This is a genomic window from Streptomyces sp. NPDC088252 (assembly GCF_044740965.1).
GTDB lineage: Bacteria > Actinomycetota > Actinomycetes > Streptomycetales > Streptomycetaceae > Streptomyces.
Window position 1 is genome coordinate 21,671 of the sequence record NZ_JBIURS010000001.1, and the last position, 6,124, is coordinate 27,794.

General features: G+C 69.8%; 2 protein-coding genes. One reads left to right on the forward strand and one right to left on the reverse strand.

All coding sequences use genetic code 11. The annotated features are described in order from the left end of the window. Positions 1 to 11: 11 nt before the first annotated feature. Positions 12 to 581, reverse strand: a complete 570-nt coding sequence (locus ACIOHC_RS00105; protein ID WP_351085319.1) for a DJ-1/PfpI family protein — start codon at positions 579 to 581, stop codon at positions 12 to 14. A gap of 391 nt (positions 582 to 972) precedes the next feature. Between ACIOHC_RS00105 and ACIOHC_RS00110 the strand changes: the two genes are divergently transcribed. After that, positions 973 to 5,985, forward strand: a complete 5,013-nt coding sequence (locus ACIOHC_RS00110) for an NAD-glutamate dehydrogenase (RefSeq protein WP_389638559.1) — start codon at positions 973 to 975, stop codon at positions 5,983 to 5,985. The last annotated feature ends 139 nt before the right edge of the window (positions 5,986 to 6,124 follow it).

Below are 6,124 nucleotides of genomic sequence, written 5' to 3' on the forward strand. Positions count from 1 at the left end.
GGAAGGCGCCGTCAGGCGGTGACCGGGGCCTTCGTGCGGAGCACCTTCAGGAACTCGCGCATCCACGCCGAGTGGTCCGGCCACGCGCGCGACGAGATCAGCGTGCCGTCGACCACCGCCTCGTGGTCCTCGAAGGTGGCGCCCGCCGCCTGCATGTCGAGCTCCAGGGCCGGGTACGCGGTGACGTGCCGGCCGGCCAGTGCGCCGACGGCCGCCGTCATCAGCGGGCCGTGGCAGATCTGGGCCACCGGGCGGTCCGAGTCGAAGAAGGCCTTGAGGATCTTGCGCAGCTCGGCGTCGTTGCGCAGATACTCGGGGGCCCGGCCGCCCGGGACGACCAGGGCCACGTAGTCCCCGGCATCGACCTCGGAGAAGGCCAGGTCCGCGGGCCAGGTGTAGCCGGGCTTCTCGGTGTACGTGTCGAAGCCGGGCTCGAAGTCGTGGACCACGAAGCGGAGCGTCTTGCGGGCGGGGGCCGCGATGTGGACGTCGTACCCCTCCTCGCGCAGCCGCTGGTACGGATAGAGGACTTCCAGGGACTCGGCGGCGTCGCCGGTGACGATCAGGATCTTCGGTGCCATGGCGGGGCTCCCACGGGTTCGTCGGCCTGTTCCGTCTACCAGAGTGCGGCAATACCGGCCGCCGCGCTGTCCAGAGTGTCAAACTTCGGGACCTTCTTTTGTACACATACGGGTCGTGACGGTTACGGGGGCGGGCGAGATAGCCTGGACCCCGTGATCAGCGCGATACGCCTCGGGGGCAGCGAAGCCCCCGGCCTGCGCCCGGAGTGCCACAGCACCCGGGCCATCACTGATCCTCACAGCCCGGCCCGACTGTCAAAAATGGCCAATATGGGCCCGGGTATCTCTCATAGCGGCATAGCGTCGACTCAGACCGGAAACCCCGTGTCGTGGCGGTACGTCGTCTTTTACACCTACGTCACGCAACGGCGCGCGACAGGAGCCAGAGGACATGCAGACCAAGCTGGACGAAGCCAAGGCCGAGCTGCTCGCACGGGCCGCCAAGGTAGCTGACAACAGCCCGGGCGGTGGTGTCGGTGGCCCGGGCGGTACCCCCCGGGTGAGTGCCGCGGCCACCGGGGCCGGACAGGAGCGTCCCGGGCAGGACGTTCTCCTCTCCTACCTCCAGCGCTACTACCTGCACACCGCTCCGGAGGACATCGCCGGCCGCGACCCCGTCGACGTCTTCGGCGCGGCCTCCTCCCACTACCGGCTCGCCGAGAATCGCCCGCAGGGCACGGCGAACGTCCGCGTGCACACCCCGACCGTCGAGGAGAACGGCTGGACGTGCAGCCACTCCGTGGTCGAGGTCGTCACCGACGACATGCCGTTCCTGGTCGACTCCGTCACCAATGAGCTGTCCCGGCAGGGGCGCGGCATCCATGTCGTGATCCACCCGCAGGTCGTCGTACGCCGCGACGTCACCGGCAAGCTCATCGAGGTCCTCGCCGAGGGCAACGGTCACGCCACGCGCCCGCAGGACCGCACGAACGCCAAGGGTGCCAAGGCCGCCGGGACCGAGCTGCCGCACGACGCGCTCGTCGAGTCCTGGATCCACGTCGAGATCGACCGTGAGACCGACCGCTCCGACCTCCAGCAGATCGCCGCCGATCTGCTGCGCGTGCTGTCCGACGTGCGGGAGACCGTCGAGGACTGGGAGAAGATGCGCGAGGCCGCGCTGCGCATCGCCGACGACCTGCCCGGCGAGCCGCTCGACGCCCTCGCCGACGAGGAGGTGAACGAGGCCGGGGAGCTGCTGCGCTGGCTCGCCGCCGACCACTTCACCTTCCTCGGCTACCGCGAGTACGAGCTGAAGGACACCGACTCGCTGGCCGCCGTCCCCGGCACCGGCCTCGGCATCCTGCGCTCCGACCCGCACCACAGCGTCGACGAGGCGCACCCCGTCAGCCCGTCCTTCGACCGGCTGCCCGCCGACGCACGGGCCAAGGCCCGCGAGCGCAAGCTCCTCGTCCTCACCAAGGCCAACAGCCGGTCGACCGTCCACCGCCCCAGCTACCTCGACTACGTCGGCGTGAAGAAGTTCGACGCCGACGGCAACGTCATCGGTGAGCGCCGCTTCCTCGGACTGTTCTCGTCCGCCGCGTACACCGAGTCCGTGCGCCGGGTGCCCGTCATCCGCCGCAAGGTCGCCGAGGTGCTGGAGGGCGCGGGCTTCTCGCCGAACAGCCACGACGGCCGTGACCTGCTCCAGATCCTGGAGACGTACCCGCGCGACGAGCTCTTCCAGACGCCCGTCGACCAGCTGCGTTCCGTCGTCACGTCCGTCCTGTACCTCCAGGAGCGCCGCCGGCTGCGGCTCTACCTGCGCCAGGACGAGTACGGGCGCTACTACTCCGCGATCGTCTACCTGCCGCGCGACCGCTACACCACCGGTGTGCGGCTGCGTCTGATCGACATCCTCAAGGAGGAACTGGGCGGCACCAGCGTCGACTTCACCGCCTGGAACACCGAGTCGATCCTTTCCCGGCTGCACTTCGTCGTCCGGGTCGCCCCCGGCACCGAGCTGCCCGACCTCACCGACGCCGAGGCCGACCGCATCGAGGCCCGGCTCGTCGAAGCCGCCCGCTCCTGGGCCGACGGCTTCCAGGAGGCCCTCGGCGCCGAGTGCGGTGAGGAGCGTGCCGCCGAGCTGCTGCGCCAGTACGGCCACTCGTTCCCCGAGGGCTACAAGGCGGACCACACGCCGCGCGCCGCCGTCTCCGACCTGGTCCATCTCGAAGCGCTCAAGAAGGGCGAGAAGGACTTCGCCCTCAGCCTCTACGAGCCCGTCGGCGCGGGCCCCGGCGAGCGGCGTTTCAAGATCTACCGGACCGGCGAGCAGGTCTCCCTGTCCGCCGTCCTCCCGGCTCTCCAGCGGCTCGGCGTCGAGGTCGTCGACGAGCGTCCGTACGAGCTGCGCTGCGCCGACGGCACCCACGCCTGGATCTACGACTTCGGCCTGCGGTTGCCGCAGACCAACGGCAACGGCAACTACCTCGCCGACGACGCCCGCGACCGGTTCCAGGACGCCTTCGCCGCCGTGTGGACGGGTGAGGCGGAGAACGACGGCTTCAACTCGCTCGTGCTGGGCGCCGGTCTGAACTGGCGGCAGGCGATGGTGCTGCGCGCCTACGCGAAGTACCTGCGCCAGGCCGGATCGACCTTCAGCCAGGACTACATGGAGAGCACTCTCCGCAACAACGTCCACACCACCCGGCTGCTGGTCTCGCTCTTCGAGGCGCGTATGTCGCCCGAGCGCCAGCGGGCCGGCACGGAGCTGACCGACGGGCTCCTCGAAGAGCTGGACGGGGCCCTGGACCAGGTCGCCTCTCTCGACGAGGACCGGATCCTGCGGTCCTTCCTCACCGTCATCAAGGCCACCCTGCGCACCAACTTCTTCCAGATGTCGGACGACGGCAGGCCGCACGGTTACGTCTCGATGAAGTTCGACCCGCAGTCCATCCCGGATCTGCCCGCGCCCCGTCCGGCGTTCGAGATCTGGGTCTACTCGCCGCGCGTCGAGGGCGTGCACCTGCGCTTCGGCAAGGTCGCGCGAGGCGGTCTGCGCTGGTCGGACCGGCGCGAGGACTTCCGGACGGAGATCCTCGGACTGGTCAAGGCACAGATGGTCAAGAACACCGTCATCGTGCCCGTCGGCGCCAAGGGCGGCTTCGTCGCCAAGCAGCTCCCGGACCCGGCCGTCGACCGTGACGCCTGGATGGCCGAGGGCATCGCCTCGTACCGCACCTTCATCTCGGCGCTGCTCGACATCACCGACAACATGGTGGCCGGCGAGGTCGTGCCCCCCAAGGACGTCGTCCGTCACGACGAGGACGACACCTACCTGGTCGTCGCCGCTGACAAGGGCACCGCGAAGTTCTCCGACATCGCCAACGAGGTCGCCGTCTCGTACGGCTTCTGGCTCGGCGACGCGTTCGCCTCCGGCGGCTCCGCCGGCTACGACCACAAGGGCATGGGCATCACCGCCCGCGGCGCCTGGGAGTCCGTCAAGCGGCACTTCCGCGAGCTCGGCCACGACACCCAGACCGAGGACTTCACCGTCGTCGGCGTCGGCGACATGTCGGGTGACGTCTTCGGCAACGGCATGCTGCTCTCCGAGCACATCCGGCTCGTCGCCGCCTTCGACCACCGGCACATCTTCATCGACCCCACCCCGGACGCCGCCACCTCGTACGCCGAGCGGCGCCGCCTCTTCGACCTGCCGCGCAGCTCCTGGGCCGACTACAACAAGGACCTGCTCTCCGCGGGCGGCGGCATCCACCCGCGCAGCGCCAAGTCCATCCCGATCAACGCGCACATCCGGGAGGCGCTCGGCATCGAGCCGGGGGTCACCAAGCTGACGCCCGCCGAGCTGATGCAGACCATCCTCAAGGCCCGTGTCGACCTGCTGTGGAACGGCGGCATCGGCACGTACATCAAGTCCTCCGCCGAGTCGAACGCGGACGTCGGGGACAAGGCCAACGACGCGATCCGCGTCAACGGCCAGGACCTGCGGGCCAAGGTCGTCGGCGAGGGCGGCAACCTCGGCGCCACCCAGCTCGGCCGGATCGAGTTCGCCCGCAACGGCGGCCGGATCAACACCGACGCGATCGACAACAGTGCCGGTGTGGACACCTCGGACCACGAGGTGAACATCAAGATCCTGCTCAACGGTCTGGTGCGGGACGGCGACATGACCGTCAAGCAGCGCAACAAGCTGCTCGCCGAGATGACCGACGAGATCGGCCGTCTGGTGCTGCGCAACAACTACGCGCAGAACGTGGCGCTCACCAACGCCACGGCGCAGTCGCCCTCCCTGCTCCACGCCCACCAGCGCTTCATGCGCCGGCTGGTCCGCGACGGGGACCTCGACCGCGGCCTGGAGTTCCTGCCCAGCGACCGGCAGATCCGTGAACTGCTGAACGCCGGAAAGGGGCTCAGCCAGCCCGAGCTGGCCGTGCTGCTCGCGTACACGAAGATCACGGTGGCCCGGGAGCTGATCCGGACCAGCCTGCCGGACGACCCACACCTGCAGAAGCTGCTGCACGCCTACTTCCCGGAGCAACTGCGCGAGCAGTTCCCCGAGGCGGTCGACGGGCACGCGCTGCGTCGCGAGATCATCACCACGGTCCTGGTCAACGACACCGTGAACAGTGGCGGTTCGACCTTCCTGCACCGTCTGCGGGAGGAGACCGGAGCCTCGATCGAGGAGATCGTGCGGGCACAGTTCGCGGCCCGCGAGATCTTCGGCCTCGGCCAGGTGTGGGACGCCGTCGAGGCGCTCGACAACAAGGTCGCCTCCGATGTGCAGACCCGGATCAGGCTGCACTCGCGCCGGCTCGTCGAGCGCGGTTCGCGCTGGCTGCTCGGCAACCGGCCGCAGCCGCTGGAGATCGCCGGGACGATCGACTTCTTCAAGGCCGGTGTCGAGCAGGTCTGGGCCGAGCTGCCCAAGATGCTGATGGGCGCCGACCTGGAGTGGTACCAGTCGATCCTGGAGGAGCTCACCGAGGCGGGTGTCCCGGGCGAGCTGGCCCAGCGGGTCGCCGGGTTCTCGTCCGCCTTCCCGGCGCTGGACGTCGTGGCGATCGCGGAGCGCACCGGCAAGGAACCGCTCGCCGTCGCCGAGGTGTACTACGACCTCGCGGACCGGCTGGGCATCACGCAGCTCATGGACCGGATCATCGAACTGCCGCGGGCCGACCGCTGGCAGTCGATGGCACGGGCCTCCATCCGCGAGGACCTGTACGCCGCGCACGCCGCGCTCACCGCGGATGTGCTGTCCGTGGGCAACGGGACCTCCACGCCGGAGGAGCGGTTCCAGGCCTGGGAGGAGAAGAACGCGGCGATCCTCACGCGGTCGCGCTCCACGCTTGAGGAGATCCAGGGCTCGGACTCGTTCGACCTGGCGAACCTCTCGGTGGCCATGCGGACGATGCGGACGCTGCTGCGCACGCACGCCTAGCGGGACAAGGGGCGGGGCGGGGGGCCGGGGGGGCCCGCGGCCCCCCCCCCCCCCCCCCGTAGGAGGACCGGCCCGAAACCCGGGCCGAGCACCCGAACCAGCCCGGGCTGGTGGGGGCAGGCTGGAGACCCCGCGGGCC